The organism is Streptomyces sp. NPDC057137 (assembly GCF_042670825.1).
GTDB lineage: Bacteria > Actinomycetota > Actinomycetes > Streptomycetales > Streptomycetaceae > Streptomyces.
The window spans coordinates 18,752-35,527 of record NZ_JBHUUW010000053.1; the positions used below are offsets into that span (position 1 = coordinate 18,752).

Genomic DNA, 16,776 nt, shown 5'->3' on the forward strand with positions numbered 1-16,776 from the left:
TGCTGCCATGCTGAAAAACGTGGCGGTCGTCCTGCTCGACGGAGTCCATCCCTTCGAACTCGGCGTGCTCTGCGAGGTCTTCGGCCTCGACCGCAGCGCGCAGGGCCTGCCGGTCTACGACTTCGCCGTCGTCTCGGCCGAGGGCCCCGTCCTCCGTACGCACGCGGGATTCACCATCTCCGCGCTCCAGGGTCTCGAACGGCTGGAGGAGGCCGATCTGATCTGCGTGCCGGCCGGGGACGAGTACGTCGTACGGGACTATCCGCCCGAGCTGCTGGACGCGCTGCGCCGGGCCGTGGACCGGGGCGCGCGCGTGCTCAGCGTGTGCTCCGGCGTGTTCACCCTCGGCGCCGCCGGGCTGCTCGACGGGCGCCGTTGTGCCATCCACTGGATGCACTCCGCCGAGCTGGCCAAGGCCTACCCGCTGGCCGACGTGCAGCCCGACGTGCTGTACGTGGACGACGGCCCGATCGTCACGTCCGCCGGTACGTCCGCCGGCATCGACGCCTGCCTCCATGTCATACGCCAGGAGCACGGCCCCGAGGTCGCCAACGCGCTCGCCCGGCGCATGGTGGTGCCGCCGCACCGCGACGGCGGGCAGGCGCAGTTCATCGAGCGTCCGCTGCCCGTCGCGTGCGACACGGTGGGCGGGGTCCTCGCCTGGATGGAGCGGCATCTGGACAGCGAGATGACCGTCGAACAGCTCGCGGAGCGCGCCCATATGTCACCCCGCACCTTCGCGCGCCGTTTCCAGCAGGAGACGGGCACCACCCCGTACCGCTGGCTGCTGCGTCAACGTGTGCTGCTGGCACAGGAGTTGCTGGAGGGCACGGACGAGACGGTGGACGCGATCGCCGGCCGGTCCGGCTTCGGGAACGCGGCGGGGCTGCGGCACCACTTCCTGCGTACGCTCGGGACGACCCCGAACGGCTACCGGCGTACGTTCAGGGGCCCCACGCGCGTCGCGTGAGGCCCCCGTACACCTGAGCAGGTCCTAGATACCGCAGCTCGGCGCCGACCAGAAGCGGCCCGAGCGGTGGTCGACGTGCGCGTGGTCGTCGTGACCGGGGTACCCCGGGCCGAGGATGCCGTTGAAGCCGTGGTTCCGCGCGTTCTGGGCCAGGCCGCACAGGGTGTGCGGTCCGGACCCGATGTCGGCGGCGTCACCGTACAGATGACGGCTGCCGCTGGCCCCGCCGACCGCCGCGTTGCACGCGTTCGAGCGGAATCCGCTGGTGATCCGGAGCGGCTGGTCGCCCATCGCGTGCCGCATCGCCTCCAGCTTCCACATGGTGCGCAGGGCGTTGGACTTGGCGGTCGCCGCGCTCACCGCGCCGCCCGACCAGTCGGAGTTGCAGGTGTTCAGCTCGGCGTAGGTGAAGTGGATCGGCGTGCAGTCGTTGTCCTGCAGCTCGTAGATCTTGTTGAAGGTGGCGGGGCCGGCGACACCGTCGGCGGCCAGCCCGTACGCGGACTGGAAGCGCTTGACCGCCGCGGCGGTCGCCGGTCCGTACGCGCCGTCGATACCGAGTACGGCGCCGTTGCCGGCGTGGCCGGCCACCCGGATCTGGAGCTGGGTCACGGCGGCGCCGCTGGACCCCTGGGAGAGGGTGCCGGACCAGGTGTAGCAACCGTCGGCCTGCGCCGTGCCGGCGGTGACCACCGAGCCCGCCCAGGCGAACGACAGGGTCATGACAAGGCTGAGCAGGATTCGTGCGGTACGTCGGAGCATCGGGTCTCCAGATTCGAGGCGAGATGTACGGCGAGGCAAGATGTACGGCAGAGAGTGGCGCACAGGTCGACGCGCGTCAACCCGTCCCCGACCAGGGCCACTTGTCGGACCAATGGCGGCGCGAGCCATACCGCTCATCCCGCGCAGAACGCCGTCGGCCCCGCTCCCGGAGATCCGGAACGGGGCCGCGAAACCATCATGCGGACTCAGGCGTTCGGCACGGTCTCGTAGCGCGGCGTGCCCTCTTCCATCTGCCGCAGCGCGTCCTTGCGGTCGCGCTTCCCGAGCCGGTCGATGTACAGGTATCCGTACAGATGATCCGTCTCGTGCTGAAGGCAGCGCGCGAAGTAGCCCGTGCCGCGCACCTTGATCGGCTTGCCCTGGACGTCCTGGCCCCGGACCACCGCGTAGTCGGGCCGCGCCAGCTCCGCGTACGCCGTGGGGACGGAGAGGCATCCCTCGTTGCCGTCCTCCAGATTGCGCTCCTCCGGCGGGAGTTCGTCCAGCACCGGGTTGCACACGACGCCCACGTGCCGTACGCCGTCGTCGTCCGGGCAGTCGTAGACGAAGACCTTCAGGTCCACACCGATCTGGTTGGCGGCCAGGCCCACGCCCTCCGCCGTCCGCTGGCTCGCGAACATGTCGTCGACGAGCGCGGCGAGCTTGTCGTCGAACGCGGTGACGTCCTGGCACTCCTTGTGCAGAACGGGATTGCCGACGACGGTGATGGGGCGCGACGTGCCGCGCTCGCGGTACGCCAGCTCACGCGCCTCCGCGTCCTGGGTGTCGACGAGGAACCCCTCGTCGTCCACGATCCCTTCGCGCTCCAGGATCGCCTCGCCGCCCGCGCTCCCCTTGGCGCCCGCGACGAACCCGTCCCCCCGCTCCGCCTGGGAGGCCCCGCCCTCGGTCTTCTGGTCCGTCTCCTGCTGCGCCATGTCCGCAGTACGCCTTCCTCGGTACCCGCTGCTGCCTCTACACCGCTGCCTGCGCGATGTGCCCGTACAGCCTACGGCCCGCAGTCGCACTGTCCCCCGCGATACCCGAGATACCCCTCCGGGGGAGGACGTCAGCAGACCTCTTCGAGGTCCCGCCACTCACGTGTGTCCGGGCTGTCGGCGACCCAGCCGTCGAGCAGACCCCGGACCAGTCCGGGCGGCGCGGCTATCCCGCACTCGCGCTCGGGGACCCACAGCTCGCCCTCCGTACGATGCCCGAGCGGCCCCGGATGTCCCGGCTCGCTGTGGTCGTGCGGGTCGAGGTGCTCGCCGTCGCCCTCTGCGCTCGGCATCCGGCTCTCCGAGCAGGCCCGGCAGAGCAGTCGTACGGAGGACGACCAGTCCTCGGCGGCGAAGCCCGCGTCGGCCGCGAGCCGCTCCAGGGCGTCCCGGTCGGACTCGGTCGCCGCCTCCAGCAGCACCACCCAGGTCGGCACGGGCGACGGGGCCCACAGCTCGATCTCGTCGAAGACCGGGAAGGCCCGCGCGGAGCCGTTCGACCCCGCGGCGGTCGTACGCTCGCCGTTCGGTACGCCGTCGTGCAGGACGACCTCGCCCCAGCGGCGGCCCGAGGACGGCAGCGGGATGGACAGGATCTCGATCCTGGCCGGGTCGAGCCTGCGGCCCCACACGACCTCGGCCTCGCCCTCGGGCGAGAGCCGGACGGCCGCGCTGCCCAGGTCCATACCGACCGGCTCACCGGTCGCCGCGGCCGCGTACTGATTGCCGGGCACCTTGAGGCCGTACGCCTGCCAGGCCCGCCGGGCCAGCGGCCAGTCCTGGAGCGCGGTGGCCGCGATGCCGACGTTCCACCAGTCGGGTGCCCCGGTCTCCTTGTCGAGCAGCGCGACGGCGCGCAGCCCGGCGGCCCGCGCCTGCTCCCAGTCGTGCCGGAACTTGTGCAGCAGAGCCAGGTTGAACCAGGACTCGGAGAGCCAGGGCTCCAGATCCGCCGCACGGGTGAGCAGCGCACCCGCGTCCTCGTACCGTCCGTCGCCGATCAGCGTGAACGCGCGGTCGGTGGCCTGCCGCCATGAGGCGGAGGGCCGATGCCGTACCTTCCCGAAGATCTTCACGATTCCCGCCTGCCGGTCGCTCGGGTCTGTGCCCCCGGACACCCTCTTGGACTCCTCTTCGCATCCAACCATGCCCGGTCGGACGCTCGCTCCTTACCCATGGGTTACCCAGCCCGACCAGGGGTCAGACCACCGCGTGACAGGACGCGCGCCAGAGATTCCACCACCTCGGGCTGGTAGTCGTGGCCGGTGCCGAGGCGCAGCCGCTCCAGGGCGCTGAGCGGCCCGGTGGCCCCTCCGGGGCCGCCGGCGCCCGCTCCGGTGAGATCGTCGTACGCGTTGACGGCGCGGACGATCCGGGCCGACAGAGGTTGTTCGCGGTACGGATCGGCCTGCCGCTCCACGACGACGGCGACCGCCGACGGGACCCCGGTCTGGCGTACGACGGCCCCGCCGAGCAGCGCGATCCGCCGCTGCTCGGTGACCGGCAGCAGGGCGGTGGCGCCGTCGGGCACGGGATCGACGAGCGACAGCTGGCCGATGTCGTGCATCAGCGCCGCGTGTTCCAGGACGGTCAGCTCGGCTCCGGAGAGCCCCAGCTCACGGCCGACAGCGCGGCTCAGCTCGGCGACCCTGCGGGCGTGGCCGTGGCGGGTGTATCCGGCGATCTCGGTGGCGCGGGCGAGCGAGGCGATGGTCTGGCCGTAGACGGTGCGGACGGCCGCGTACCGCCGGAACGACAGCTGCGTCAGCAGCAGCGGCACACAGAAGACGGGCAGTGCCCACAGCCCCGCGACGGCGACGCCGAGGGCCATCACCACACCGGTCGCGCAGACGGCCGAGCCGATGCCCAGCAGGGCGCGCAGTTCGTCGCGGAGCAGCGGACCGTACGGGTGGCGGGTACGGGCGCGCAGCATCAGCGCGGCGAGGACGGCGTCGCACAGGGCGGTCAGCATCAGTAGGAGGAGGAGCAGAAGCGCGTGGTACGGGCCTTCGCCGACCTGCTTCCCCCACTCGCCCGAGGCGACGAACGGCTGGAAGCAGACGGCGGCGAAGCCGACGGTGAGCACGCGGCGCGCCACGTGGTCGCGCGCGGGGCCGTGGCCGCGGGCGAGCTGCGGTACGGCTCCGACGAGGACGGCCGCGACGACGACGGCGACGGTCTGCGGGACACCGTGCTCGGCCGGCCGGCCGGCGTTCTGCCCGAGCAGGGCGTACGCGAGGGCTCCGGCGGCCGCGAGGGGCGCGGGCTCGCGCTCGCCAGGGAGGGCGCCTCGGCGGACGAGTTCGCCGAGGGTGATGAGAACGCCGAAGGCGAGGGCGGTACGGGGCTCGGTGACCCCGTGCCAGAGGGTCCACCCGAGACCGGCCCCGGCGAGCACGAGCGCGGCGCCGTGGACGGCGACGACGGTGGGGGCGGTACGGGGCGGGCGGACGGGACGGGCGTTCACGGGCGCCCGCTGCGAGTACGGGGGCCTGCGACACCCCTGGCGGGGCGCACGAGGACGGTGCGTCGGCCGGTCTGTGGGGCGTTCACGGGCGGCCCCCGGGTGGCGGTGTCCGATGTCGGGTGTCCGAGCCTCGCGGTGGCGGGACGTTTTTTCGCGGCGCGACAGGCGCCACAGGCGCCGATACGGCGGACGCGCCGGTGACATGCGGCGGCGCCCCGAGCAGCGCCCCGGCAGCCACGGCGGGCGCCGCCTCCAGCGGCGGATCCGGCGGAGGCTCCGGCCCGGACCCCGCCTCGTGCGAAGCCGCCGTCTCGTCCGACGTCACCGCCGTCTGCCAGCCGTACCGGTCCAGCGCCCGTACGAGCGCCCGCACCATCCGCGGGTCGAACTGGGTGCCCGCGCACCGCCGCAGCTCCGCCACCGCCGTTGCCACCGGCCGCGCCCGCCGGTAGGACCGGGTGGAGGTCATCGCGTCGAAGGCGTCCGCGACGGCGACGACCCGTGCGAACTCGGGGATCTCGGCCCCCGCCAGGCCGTACGGATAGCCACTGCCGTCGAGCCGTTCGTGGTGGTGCAGGATCGCCAGCCGGGCCTCTCCGAGGAAACCGATGCCGCGCACGATCTCGTGGCCGTACTCGGGGTGCAGCTCGATGACGCGCCGCTCCTCCGGGGTCAGCGGCCCGTCCTTGCGCAGCACACGCGTGGGGACGCCGAGCTTGCCCACGTCGTGCAGGATCCCGGCGAACCGGAGAACCTCCAGGCGCTCGGCGTCCATCCCCAGCTCGCCGGCGATCATCGCCGACGCCCGCCCCACACGTTCGCTGTGGCCGCGCGTGTACCGGTCCTTGAGGTCGACGGCCTGGACGAGCGCCCTGATGGTCGCCTGGTGCGCGGCACGCTCGCGGTGGTACTGCGCGAAGACCCAGCAGGAGATGTACATCGGCAGCAGTACGAAGAGCGCGGAGAGCGGACCGTACGGGCTGCGCCAGAGGACGGCCATCATCAGCCCGGCCAGGGCGTGCGCACCGTACGGCGCGAGCGAGCGCGGCAGCAGGCCGCGCCAGGCCGTGCGGACGGGCTGCCGTTCGGCGGTCACGAAGATGCCGCCGTCGAGCGCGCTCAGGACCAGACAGAAGGCGAGCGCCCCGGCCCCGGCGGGCAGCAGGGCGTACGGAAAGTCCGGGACACCGGGGAGAGCGGGGACACCGGGAGCGGCCCCGCCGGGATGCACGGCGCCGCCCAGCGCCGCCGGACCGTCGAGGAGGCGGTGGACCAGGGCGGCGGCCCAGGTGGCGATGGCGAGCTGGGCCGCGCGCCATACCCGGCGGACCCCGGCCGGCCGCTGCGCGACCTGGCCGCAGAGCCCGCCGGGGACGGCCACGAGCGCCGCGGCGGCGGGCGGCAGCAGGAACGCGGCGGCGAGCAGGACGGGAAAGAACGACCCGGCGGTGACGGGCACCGAGCCGCGCACCGACCTCCCCAGGAAGCGGCAGCGGGCGGGTGCCTCGCAGAGCGCGTACAGCGCGCCGAGCAGCAGAACGGCGGGCCACAGACTGCCTGGACCGGCCATGGAGCCGGTGCGTAACCGGGGCAGGGCGAACGCGGGAAGCACACACGCGAGGGCGCCCAGCACGGCGCAGCAGATGTACGCGCGTGCCGCTCCCGGAATGGCGTTCACCCCGCCCTCACCCCGCACACGCTCCCTTGGCACCGGCCCGAAACAGCCCGAAACAGACGGTCAGGCTAGCGAGTTGGGCACGGGCCCACCGGCGGTCGGCGGCGATTAGCACCATCGGGTGATGCGCGTGGAAACGCACGCGGGGCGCGCCGCGATGTGCGCGGCGCGCCCCGTAGGCGTGTCGGTACTGCGGCTGCCGACTACTCGTTGGCGGTGGCCGGCTGGTCCGAGTCGACGGCCGTCACGTCCCGCTCGGGCACGGTGTGGCCGGCGCGGATGAGGTCGATCCGTCCCATGACCTTGGCCCGCAGGTCGGTCGGTACGTCGTCCTGTCCGCAGCACCGCTTGACCAGCTTCTTCACGGCCTGCTCAAGTCCGTACTTCTCCAGGCACGGAGAGCACTCGTCGAAGTGCTCCTCGAACTTGGTGCAGTCCTTGTCCGGCATCTCCCGGTCGAGGTACTCGTAAAGATGGTCGAGCACTTCGGTGCAATCCGTCTCGTGCGGCTCTCCGCAACTCATGAGCCCGAGCCTTTCCGATCATCCGACGACTCTCCGGCACCGGCCGGGGCAAGCCCGCGCTCGCGGGCGTAGTCCTCAAGCATGCCGCGCAGTTGACGCCGTCCACGGTGCAGTCGCGACATCACCGTACCGATGGGTGTCCCCATGATGTCCGCGATCTCCTTGTACGCAAAGCCCTCTACATCGGCGAGATACACGGCGATGCGGAACTCCTCGGGAATCGCCTGGAGCGCTTCCTTCACGTCGGAGTCGGGAAGGTGGTCGAGCGCCTGGGACTCCGCGGAGCGCAGACCGGTCGACATGTGCGACTCGGCGCGCGCCAGCTGCCAGTCCTCGATCTCCTCGGCGGCGCTGCGCTGGGGTTCACGCTGCTTCTTGCGGTACGAGTTGATGAAGGTGTTGGTGAGGATGCGGTACATCCACGCCTTGAGGTTGGTGCCCTCACGGAATTGGTGGAAGGAGCCGTACGCCTTGGCGTAGGTCTCCTGCACGAGGTCCTCGGCATCGGCCGGGTTGCGCGTCATGCGCAGTGCGGCCGAGTACATCTGGTCGAGATAGCCGAGGGCGTCGCGCTCGAAACGGGCGTTGCGCTCGGCGGCTGACTCTTCCTTGTGGCCGTCGTCGGTCCCTGTGTCGGTCCCAGTGACCGGACCCACCTCCTCCAACGCTGCGGCAGGCCCGAAGGCGGACCCACTCGAATCGGAGAATAGTCGACCTTGTGCCGGGGCGGGCTTCGTCGCCGCCTCGGCCGACGAGCGAGCGGGCGTGGTCCTGGGTGCGGAAAGCACCGTCCACTCCACTTCGGTGGCGTGCGACCGGGCGGGGCAGATGGTCGAACCCATGCGACGGACTCCCTTTCCAGGATCTGTGTACCGACATCTCGCACAACAGTCGCCGCCTACGACACATTCCCGGGTGCGCGGGCACGCTCCGTCAGCGGGCCGACTGTGACCGGATCCACTTCCCGACGCCGTCCGTAAGGATGGTGAGGGCTTCGTCCTGGGTGAGCGTGGCCCGCTTGGGGACGGCGAAGGAGTGGTCTCCGTACGGCACCTCGAGCAGCTCGTGACCGCCGTCGGCGAACCCGTCCTCGGGGAACTCGGCGGGCTTCCCGAAGGGGTCGTTCCCACCCTGGACGACGAGCGTCGGCACTCCCGACCCGAGCAGTTCGTCGGCGCGGGACTTCTCCGGCCGGCCCGGCGGGTGCAGCGGGAAGCTCAACGCCAGTACGGCGTGGGCGCCCAGCTCGCGCGCCGTACGGCAGGCCACCCGCGCCCCGGCGCTGCGCCCGCCGGCGACCACGGGCAGTCCGGGCTTCGCCAGCGCCGGCCAGAGCGCCCGCCAGCCGGTGTCGAGGGTCTTCGGCGCGGGGGCCAGCTTCTTCCCGGCCACCCGCCAGGGCTGCTCGACCAGCGCCACGGTCACCCCGATCGCGGGCAGCGTCGCGGCGAGCGCCTGGAGGTCACGTGCCTCGATGCCGCCGCCCGCGCCATGACTGACGGCGAGGACGAGGCGGGCCGCGGGCTCCTTCGACGGCGTCCCCTTCTTGGGAGGGTGCCAGGTGATACGGGCGTCGCCCGCGGGGGTGTCGACGATCTCGCTCTGCATGACACCAGGATCACATCGGGGCGCTCGTACGCCGTGGATCCCCCGCGTCCTCCTTGGAAGAGGGTGTCTCCCGGGTGCTCTCCTCAGAAGAGGGTGCTCTCCTCGGGCGCGGCCAGCTCCTCCAGCAGCTCCGGTCCGTTGTTCCGTACGTTGCTGACGGCCGTCGCCACGGGATAGGCCCGCATCAGCCCCTCCGGCGGGGGCGCCAGCAGCTCGCGCAGCTCGTCCAGGTCCGTGCGGGCCGGATCCAGCCAGGCGTCCCACCGGTCGGGCGTCAGCATCAGCGGCATCCGGGGGTGGATGTCGGCGAGCGACCCGGGTCCCTCGGCCGGGGCGACGCCGAGCGGGCCGGTCTCCGCCTCGGTCGTGATGACGGAGCAGGTCACCCACCAGGCGTTCGGGTGGTCGTCGGGCAGGGTCTTGTCGCGCCAGAACTCGTACAGACCGGCCATGGCCATGACGGACCCGTCGGCCGGGGTGACGAAGTACGGCTGCTTGCGGGGCCGCTTCTTCTTGCCCTGCTCCTCCAGCTGCCGCTCCTCGGGGGCGGTGACCCACTCGTAGTAGCCGTCGGCCGGTATGAGGCAGCGCCGGGAGGCGAAGGGGCGCCGGAAGGACGGCTTCTCGTGCACGGTCTCGGCGCGCGCGTTGATCATCCGGGCGCCGCCCTCGGGCGTCTTGGACCAGGAGGGCACGAGCCCCCACTTGAGCGTGCGGAGCTGGCGTACGGGGGCGGGGTCGTCGGCGCCCTTCACCGGGCGCTCCAGGACCACGTACACCTCTTTGGTAGGTGCCACGTTCCAGTCGGGCGCGAGGGTCTCCTCCGGGTCCCACTTCTCGACCTCGAAGAGCCCGAGGAGATCTTCCGGCCTCCGGCTCGCCGCGTACCGACCGCACATGTTCAACCACCCATCCGACCTGCCGACGCACTCGTGCCGGATCACGCTACCGACACGCCTACAACCCTCGCAGATTGTCCGCCGTCTCCGCCGGTCACCGAACAGCCCTGTCGGGGCCGGGGGCGCCCCCGGCCCCGACAGGGACATGTATCAGCTCCGACTCCGCCAGGGTCAGCGGATGTTGACGTCGATGCAGGAGTAGAACGCCATCGGGGTGTCGGCGATGTTCCAGACGGCCAGGACCTTCTGGTTACCGCGGATGCTGCCGAAGTTGACGTTGTGGGACACGGTGGCGCCGGGCGTGGCACCGCCGTCGTTGAATTCGGCGACCTTGGTGTTGCCGACGAAGTACTGCCAGGTGGTGGTGCGGTGCCGCGCCGTCAGCGTCCAGTTGAACGTCTGGTTGACGCCGACGTTGGAGCGCTGCCAGCCCTTGTTGTCGTCGTTGAGGTCGGCGAACCTCGCGAGCCCACCGTTACAGCTCTTGAGGCCCTTCGGGCCTTCGACGCTCTGTGGCTCCCACTTGATCTCACCGCAGGAGACGACGCCGGTCTTGCACTGGTCCTGCCGGCTGGCGGGCGAGTTGATCCAGCCGTGCGCGGAGGCGGCCGGGGCGGGGAGTGTGACGGCGATGATCGGTGCGACCGCCGCACTCAGGACGAGGGCGAGACGAGTTTTCTTGTGCATGACAACTCCTTCGTGGTGACATCCGACGGGACCGTCGCCGAAGACGCGGCCGGCTCCGACCCGTTACGGACTCACTGCGTGTGGGGAACTCGCGAAGGTGCACGAACAGTTGCATCGACAGCAGAAGAAAACCGGTGACGGTCCGGTGGAGCGCTGTCGCAGGGCTAACCACTCCAATGTTCTACTAGGTCTAGACCATGGCAGCCGCTTTCGGGTGTCGTCAAGACTTGAACTGCCCTTGACCGCACGTGGCTTGAAACCCTCCAGCCCCTGTGCGGCGGCCGCGCCCCGCGCGCAAGTGCCACACTTCGACGACGCACACCCGACGCGCACGTCCGACGCACACCCCGACGTGCGCCCCCCCTGAGGAGCCGCCCGAGCGATGACCAGCACCGAGTCCAGCGGCATCGCGGCCGCCTCCATAGGCGATCTGTGGGATCGCGTCTTCGGCACCCAGCCCGTCCCCGAGGACTGGCTGGTGATCGCCACCGCCGTCGTCGCGCTCGCCGCCGTCGTGCCGCATCCGCTCTGGCGCCTGTCGCGCAACGCCGTCACCATCGCCCACGAGGGCGGGCACGGCCTGGTCGCCCTGCTCACCGGCCGCAAGCTCGACGGCATCCGGCTGCACTCCGACACCTCGGGCCTCACCGTCAGCCGCGGCAAGCCCACCGGCATCGGCATGATCCTCACCGCGGCGGCCGGCTACACGGCCCCGTCCCTGCTGGGCCTCGGCGGCGCCTGGCTGCTCGCCGCGCACCACATCACGCTGCTGCTGTGGCTGGCGACGGCCCTGCTGCTGGTGATGCTGGTCATGATCCGCAACGCGTACGGGGCACTCACCGTCATCGTGACGGGTGCGGCCTTTCTGCTGATCTCCTGGCTGACAGGTCCGACCGTGCAGGCCGCGTTCGCGTACGCCGCCGTATGGTTCCTGCTGCTCGGCGGCGTACGGCCGGCCTTCGAGCTCCAGTCCAAGCGGCGGCACGGCGGCGCCCCCGACTCCGACGCCGACCAGCTCGCACGCCTGACGCATGTGCCGCCGGCGATGTGGCTGTTCCTCTTCCACGCCGTCTCGCTGTGCTCGCTGATCGGCGGAGGCACCTGGCTGCTGGGCCTGTAGCACGGGCGGAAAGCCCCCGCGAGCCGGTCGCGTGCCCCCATACCACCTTCGTATTACGCCCCGATTTCAACGTATTTGATCGGGATCGCGGTCGTTGTGCAGCCATTAAAGTAAAGGCCATGACCGAAAGCGCCGTGCACCCTGCCCTCTGGCCCGCCCCTTACGCGAGCGGGGCCGTCGAAGCGACGGTCACCGTGCCCGGTTCGAAATCGGTCACGAACCGCGGCCTCGTCCTCGCCGCGCTCGCCGCCGAACCGGGCTGGCTGCGCCGGCCCCTGCGCTCACGCGACACCCTCCTGATGGCGGACGCCCTGCGCGCGATGGGCGTCGGCATCGAGGAGACGGTCTCCTCCAGTTCGGCGGCGGCGGGCTCCATGACGCCCGCACGCGGCGCGGGCAGCCCGTCGTTCACCGGCGAGGCCTGGCGCATCTTCCCCAACGGCCTGCACGGCCCGGCCACGGTCGACGTCGGCAACGCCGGTACGGTCATGCGCTTCCTGCCGCCCGTCGCGACCCTCGCCGACGGCCCCATCCACTTCGACGGCGACCCCCGCTCCTACGTACGCCCGCTCCACGGCGTCATCGACGCCCTGCGCGCCCTCGGCGCCCGGATCGACGACGAGGCCCGCGGCTCGCTCCCGCTGACCGTGCACGGCGGCGGCGCGCTGGACGGCGGCACCGTCGAGATCGACGCCTCCTCCTCGTCCCAGTTCGTCTCCGCGCTGCTGCTCTCGGGCCCGCGCTTCAACCAGGGCGTCGAGGTACGGCACGTGGGCGCCACCCTCCCGTCCCTGCCGCACATCCGGATGACCGTCGACATGCTGCGCGGCGTCGGCGCCCAGGTCGACGAGCCGGAGACCGGCGGCGAGCCGAACGTGTGGCGGGTCTCCCCCAGCGCCGTTCTCGGCCGTGACCTGACCGTCGAGCCGGACCTGTCCAACGCCCAGCCGTTCCTCGCCGCCGCCCTCGTGACCGGCGGCCGGGTGACCGTACGGGACTGGCCCACCCGCACCACGCAGCCCGGTGACGCGCTGCGCCGGATCTTCACCGAGATGGGCGGTTCCTGCGAACTGACCGCGCAGGGGCTCAACTTCAGGGGCGGCGGCCGGATCCACGGCATCGACGTCGATTTGAGCGAGGTCGGCGAACTGACCCCCGGCATCGCGGCCGTCGCGGCCCTCGCCGACGGGCCCTCCACGCTGCGCGGCGTCGCCCATCTGCGGCTCCACGAGACGGACCGGCTGGCCGCCCTGACCAAGGAGATCAACGAGCTGGGCGGCGACGTCACCGAGACCGCCGACGGCCTCCACATCCGTCCGCGCCCCCTGCACGGCGGTGTCTTCCACACGTACGAGGACCACCGCATGGCCACGGCGGGCTCGATCATCGGCCTCGTCGTGGACGGCGTGGAGATCGAGAACGTCGGGACGACGTCCAAGACCCTGCCCGACTTCCCCGAGATGTGGACCGAGATGCTCGCGGGAGCGGGAGCCTGACGCGATGCGCCGCTACGGCAAGAACCCGGACGAGGACGACATCCGCTCCCGCCCCAACCCCAAGGGCAACCGACCGCGTACCAACATCCGTCCCAAGCACGAGGACGCGGCGGAGGGCATGGTCCTCACCGTCGACCGCGGCCGGCTCACCTGCCTGGTCGGCGACACCGTCGTCCTGGCGATGAAGGCCCGCGAACTGGGCCGCAAGGCCGCCGTGGTCGGTGACCAGGTGATGCTCGTCGGGGACCTCAGCGGCAAGAAGGACACACTGGCGCGCATCGTACGGATCGAGAAGCGACGCTCCGTACTGAGGCGCACGGCGGACGACGACGACCCGTTCGAGCGCGTCGTCGTCGCCAACGCCGACCAACTCGCCGTGGTCACCGCCCTCGCCGACCCCGAGCCGCGGCCCCGGCTGATCGACCGCTGTCTGGTCGCGGCGTTCGACGCGGGCCTCGAACCGCTGCTGATCCTCACCAAGTCCGACCTCGCGTCGGCGGACGAACTGCTGGAGACCTACCGGCCGTTGGGAATCCGCTACGTCGTCACGCGACGGGACGAACTGGCCACCGGCGAGGCGGCCGACCGCGTACGCGAATACCTCGAAGGCCGGATGACCGCGTTCGTCGGGCACTCCGGAGTCGGCAAGACGACGCTGGTCAACGCGCTCGTGCCGGACGACCGCCGCCGGACGACCGGCCTGGTCAACGCGGTCACCGGGCGCGGCAGGCACACCACCACCTCCGCGCTCGCGCTGCCGCTGGAGAAGGCGGACGGCTGGGTGATCGACACTCCCGGCATCCGCTCCTTCGGCCTGCACCACGTCGACCCGTCGCGCGTCATCCTGGCCTTCCCGGACCTCGCACCGGGTACGGAGAACTGCCCGCGCGGGTGCAGTCACGACGAACCGGACTGCGCGCTGGACGCGTGGGTGGCCGAGGGTCACGCCGATCCGTCGAGGCTCGACTCACTGCGCCGGCTGCTCTCCACGCGAGAGCGGCGCGAGGGCGACTGATCCCCGGTGTTTGCCGCCTGCAAGCCTTGGTAAGTGCATAAACTCACCAAGTCTTGGCAAGGTCTGTCAAGGCGTACCAAGGCACATCGAAAACGTGCAGTCACCGATGCGGGAGGCACAGACGATGGCGTGGCTGCTGGTGGTAGTGGCAGGGCTGCTGGAGACGGGCTTCGCCGTCTGTCTCAAGCTCTCGCACGGGTTCACCCGGCTCTGGCCGACGATCGCGTTCGCGGCCTTCGCGCTCGCCAGCTTCGGCCTGTTGACCCTCTCGCTCAAGAAGCTCGACGTCGGCCCGGCGTACGCGGTGTGGACGGGTATCGGCGCGGCCGGCACCGCGATCTACGGGATGGTCTTCCTCGACGATCTGGTCTCCACGCTGAAGATTGTCTCGATCTCGCTGGTCATCATCGGCGTCATCGGCCTCCAGCTCTCGGGCTCGTCCCAGCACTGACCGCCGCGATCGGTCCGGCGACGGCCGCGCGTACCAGGCGCCCGACGGGCTCACCGTCGGGCGCGACGACATGCGCGAGGGCGAGACGTACGGCCAGCTCGCAGCGGAAGGCCAGCTCGGCGGACTCGTCCTTCGTACGGAGCACGGGCTCGGGGGCCCTGGGCGGGGCGGTGGAGCGGCCGTTATCGGTCCGGGTCTGTTCGGCACGGGGCTGATCGGGCCGGGCGCGCTCCGGTCTGCGGTGCTGCGGCGTACGCCCCCGCTCGGCCCGCGCCTGCTCGACGCGCGCCTGGTCCGCCCGCGCCTGCTCCACGCGGGCCCGCTGCACCCGTCCCGCCTGCACGCGCAGCGGCTCCGTACGCGGCGGGGCACCGGCGTCCGCGGCGCCCCGGCGGTCCGGCCGCCCCGGGTCCAGCGCGGCCACGGCCCGGTTCCGTACCGCCGCCACCAGGTCCGCCGGGGCGGGCGGCCCGGCGTCCGCGCGGCGCTGGGCGGGCGCGCCCCCCGGAGGGGCCGCGGGGCGTACGGGACGGGGCGCCGGGTGGCGTTCGGTCCAGCCGTCGGTGAGCAGGGCCCGCAGCAGGGGTCTGGAGCGCGCCTCGGAGACCGTCCACTCGGCCACCGACACCAGCCGGTCCACCGGGTCCGCGGGCTCGGCCAGCAGCCGCTCGACGCCGTACAGATACAGGTCGGCCTCGCGCCGTACGAGCGCGCGGGCGAGACCGTCCTTGCTGCCGAACTCGTTGTAGAGGGTCTGCCGCGAGACCCCGGCGGCCGACGCGACGTCGACCATCCTGACGGCGGACCACGACTGGTCCGTGAGTGCCGAAAGAGCGGCGTTGAGTAGGGCTTCACGCGCTGTAGGCATCGGTGCCTCCCGGGCCGTTCGGCTCCGCACTCAGAGTTGACGCAGCCTCGCGCGCTGTCAAGAGGACCCGGGGCCGGTGCGGCTCCCCCACCGGCCCGTAGCCCGATCTTGGACGCTGTCGATACTGTGACGACCATGCCCGACTACCACGATGATCTGCGACTCGCCCATGTCCTCGCGGACGCCGCCGACGCCGCGACGATGGACCGGTTCAAGGCTCTCGACCTGAAGGTCGAGACCAAACCGGACATGACCCCGGTGAGTGAGGCCGACAAGTCGGCCGAGGAGCTGATCCGCGGCAATCTCCAGCGGGCGCGGCCACGGGACGCCGTACTGGGCGAGGAGTACGGCATCGAGGGCACCGGCCCGCGCCGGTGGGTGATCGACCCGATCGACGGCACCAAGAACTACGTACGCGGCGTCCCCGTCTGGGCGACGCTGATCTCCCTGATGGTGGCGGGCGAGGGCGGTTACGAGCCGGTGGTCGGCGTGGTGTCGGCGCCCGCGCTGGCGCGCCGCTGGTGGGCGGCCAAGGGCGGCGGCGCGTACTCCGGCCGCAGTCTCTCGTCGGCGACCCGGCTGCGGGTCTCGAAGGTCTCGCGCATCGGGGACGCCTCGTTCGCGCACGCCTCACTGAAGGGCTGGGAGGAGCAGGGCCGCCTCGACGGGTTCCTGGATCTGACCCGGGCCTGCTGGCGTACGCGCGGATACGGCGACTTCTGGCCGTACATGATGGTCGCCGAGGGATCGGTGGACATGTGCGCGGAGCCGGAGCTGTCCCTGTGGGACATGGCGGCGCCGTCGATCATCGTCCACGAGGCGGGCGGCCGGTTCACGGGCCTGGACGGGCGCCCGGGGCCGCACAGCGGCAACGCGGCGGCGTCGAACGGGGTGCTGCACGAGGAGCTGCTCGGCTATCTGAACCAGCGCTACTGACGGGCGCCTTTTCTTGAGGGCTCGGTTCGCCTCCGGGGCGCTTTGAGTCGGTGTCGACGGTCGACCGTGCTCGGCCCCTCGTTCCTCGGGGCCCGTGCGCGCTCTCCCTTTCGACACCGACGCGCCCCTTCGGCTCACTCGCCAGCGGTGCCGCACCCGGCCGTCCTGAACCGCTCACGGCGTCCCGGCGGACAGCTGTACAGAAGTCCCGTCCGCGACCGGACACCCGGCAAACTTTTTCTCCGGGCGATCCGCCATTCGGGGGATCGGAAGTCCCTTGAGGCGCCCGGGGCGTGCGGT

General features: G+C 71.6%; 16 protein-coding genes and 1 pseudogene. 6 read left to right on the plus strand and 11 right to left on the minus strand.

Annotated features, from left to right (window positions below):
- The first annotated feature begins 7 nt into the window (after window positions 1–7).
- Window positions 8–970, plus strand: coding sequence for a GlxA family transcriptional regulator (locus tag ACFT9I_RS30570; RefSeq protein WP_382569558.1), 963 nt, complete (start codon window positions 8–10; stop codon window positions 968–970).
- A 24-nt stretch (window positions 971–994) separates the two neighbouring features.
- Here ACFT9I_RS30570 and ACFT9I_RS30575 read toward each other — a convergent pair whose 3' ends face one another.
- The 10 genes from ACFT9I_RS30575 to ACFT9I_RS30620 form a co-directional block, all read right to left on the minus strand.
- Entirely contained in the window at window positions 995–1,732 is a 738-nt protein-coding gene (locus ACFT9I_RS30575) for a D-Ala-D-Ala carboxypeptidase family metallohydrolase (protein ID WP_382569560.1), read from the minus strand.
- A gap of 206 nt (window positions 1,733–1,938) precedes the next feature.
- On the minus strand, window positions 1,939–2,670 hold the full coding sequence (gene def / locus ACFT9I_RS30580; RefSeq protein ID WP_382569562.1) for a peptide deformylase: 732 nt from the start codon (window positions 2,668–2,670) through the stop codon (window positions 1,939–1,941).
- A 131-nt stretch (window positions 2,671–2,801) separates the two neighbouring features.
- Window positions 2,802–3,806, minus strand: a complete 1,005-nt coding sequence (locus ACFT9I_RS30585) for a tetratricopeptide repeat protein (RefSeq protein ID WP_382569618.1) — start codon at window positions 3,804–3,806, stop codon at window positions 2,802–2,804.
- A 104-nt stretch (window positions 3,807–3,910) separates the two neighbouring features.
- Entirely contained in the window at window positions 3,911–5,197 is a 1,287-nt protein-coding gene (locus tag ACFT9I_RS30590) for an HD-GYP domain-containing protein (protein WP_382569564.1), read from the minus strand.
- 82 nt (window positions 5,198–5,279) lie between these two features.
- Entirely contained in the window at window positions 5,280–6,875 is a 1,596-nt protein-coding gene (locus ACFT9I_RS30595) for an HD-GYP domain-containing protein (protein ID WP_382569565.1), read from the minus strand.
- A 200-nt stretch (window positions 6,876–7,075) separates the two neighbouring features.
- Complete coding sequence (gene rsrA / locus ACFT9I_RS30600; RefSeq protein WP_382569567.1) at window positions 7,076–7,396, minus strand: mycothiol system anti-sigma-R factor; 321 nt, start codon at window positions 7,394–7,396, stop codon at window positions 7,076–7,078.
- Window positions 7,393–8,052, minus strand: coding sequence for a sigma-70 family RNA polymerase sigma factor (locus tag ACFT9I_RS30605; RefSeq protein WP_023538783.1), 660 nt, complete (start codon window positions 8,050–8,052; stop codon window positions 7,393–7,395). Before ACFT9I_RS30605 ends, rsrA begins: the two co-directional genes overlap by 4 nt.
- 277 nt (window positions 8,053–8,329) lie before the next feature.
- The gene (locus ACFT9I_RS30610) at window positions 8,330–9,004 is read right to left on the minus strand and encodes an alpha/beta family hydrolase (RefSeq protein ID WP_382569569.1); all 675 of its coding nucleotides are present in this window, start codon (window positions 9,002–9,004) and stop codon (window positions 8,330–8,332) included.
- Between the two features lie 83 nt (window positions 9,005–9,087).
- Complete coding sequence (locus tag ACFT9I_RS30615) at window positions 9,088–9,903, minus strand: SOS response-associated peptidase (RefSeq protein WP_382569571.1); 816 nt, start codon at window positions 9,901–9,903, stop codon at window positions 9,088–9,090.
- A gap of 171 nt (window positions 9,904–10,074) precedes the next feature.
- Window positions 10,075–10,590 (minus strand): lytic polysaccharide monooxygenase auxiliary activity family 9 protein, encoded by a 516-nt coding sequence (locus ACFT9I_RS30620; RefSeq protein WP_382569573.1) that lies wholly within the window; start codon window positions 10,588–10,590, stop codon window positions 10,075–10,077.
- Window positions 10,591–10,972: 382 nt separating this feature from the next.
- Here ACFT9I_RS30620 and ACFT9I_RS30625 point away from each other — a divergent pair, with 382 nt between their 5' ends.
- The 4 genes from ACFT9I_RS30625 to ACFT9I_RS30640 all read left to right on the plus strand — a co-directional run bounded on the left by ACFT9I_RS30625 (window position 10,973) and on the right by ACFT9I_RS30640 (window position 14,672).
- On the plus strand, window positions 10,973–11,710 hold the full coding sequence (locus ACFT9I_RS30625; RefSeq protein WP_382569575.1) for a M50 family metallopeptidase: 738 nt from the start codon (window positions 10,973–10,975) through the stop codon (window positions 11,708–11,710).
- Between the two features lie 119 nt (window positions 11,711–11,829).
- The gene (aroA, locus tag ACFT9I_RS30630; protein WP_382569577.1) at window positions 11,830–13,206 is read left to right on the plus strand and encodes a 3-phosphoshikimate 1-carboxyvinyltransferase; all 1,377 of its coding nucleotides are present in this window, start codon (window positions 11,830–11,832) and stop codon (window positions 13,204–13,206) included.
- Between the two features lie 4 nt (window positions 13,207–13,210).
- The gene (gene rsgA / locus ACFT9I_RS30635) at window positions 13,211–14,221 is read left to right on the plus strand and encodes a ribosome small subunit-dependent GTPase A (protein WP_382569579.1); all 1,011 of its coding nucleotides are present in this window, start codon (window positions 13,211–13,213) and stop codon (window positions 14,219–14,221) included.
- A gap of 124 nt (window positions 14,222–14,345) precedes the next feature.
- Window positions 14,346–14,672: a DMT family transporter gene (locus tag ACFT9I_RS30640; protein ID WP_382569621.1), complete on the plus strand. Its 327-nt coding sequence runs from the start codon at window positions 14,346–14,348 to the stop codon at window positions 14,670–14,672.
- Window positions 14,673–15,066: 394 nt separating this feature from the next.
- Here ACFT9I_RS30640 and ACFT9I_RS30645 read toward each other — a convergent pair.
- Window positions 15,067–15,540: pseudogene (locus ACFT9I_RS30645) on the minus strand (TetR/AcrR family transcriptional regulator); the annotation flags it as partial.
- A gap of 135 nt (window positions 15,541–15,675) precedes the next feature.
- Here ACFT9I_RS30645 and hisN point away from each other — a divergent pair.
- Window positions 15,676–16,476 (plus strand): histidinol-phosphatase, encoded by an 801-nt coding sequence (gene hisN / locus ACFT9I_RS30650; protein WP_382569580.1) that lies wholly within the window; start codon window positions 15,676–15,678, stop codon window positions 16,474–16,476.
- The last annotated feature ends 300 nt before the right edge of the window (window positions 16,477–16,776 follow it).